The organism is Halomonas gemina (assembly GCF_023554995.1).
GTDB lineage: Bacteria > Pseudomonadota > Gammaproteobacteria > Pseudomonadales > Halomonadaceae > Halomonas > Halomonas gemina.
This window is the reverse complement of record NZ_JAMJPK010000033.1, coordinates 1-384: the sequence shown is the minus strand read 5'-3', so window position 1 is coordinate 384 and position 384 is coordinate 1. Positions and strand designations below refer to the sequence as shown.

Genomic DNA, 384 nt, shown 5'->3' with positions numbered 1-384 from the left:
CGTAATCGGTTATCTCTTCGACATACGTGCCGTCGTTGTGTAGCTCCATCACGCGGTGCGGCTGGCGCAGATAGCTGTCTGAGTTATCGACATTTTTCACTACAAAACGCGCGTAATACTGACCGCTCATCGCATCGAAATTGGAACGGCCAATCAGATGCGCCACCGCCGTCGCCAGCTTCACCATCTCATCCGCTTGCTTCACATCATCGACACCCACCGCATTGATCAACAACGCACCTTCAGCGCGGTTTAGCAACGTCTTCAACAGCAATGGTTGCAGCTGGTTCGCACATAGATCGTCAAGAATTTTGGCTACCCGAAAACGCAGAAACGATTTGTACTCCAGCGCCTGCACGGGCCACTCGGCAACCTGCTCAAGAA

Annotated in this window: 1 protein-coding gene; it reads right to left on the bottom strand. The window is 52.9% G+C overall.

The window, feature by feature from the left end; all coding sequences use genetic code 11:
• Positions 1-384: carbon starvation induced protein CsiD (locus M8009_RS18925; protein WP_250064034.1), on the bottom strand; the 384-nt coding region annotated here is incomplete at both ends.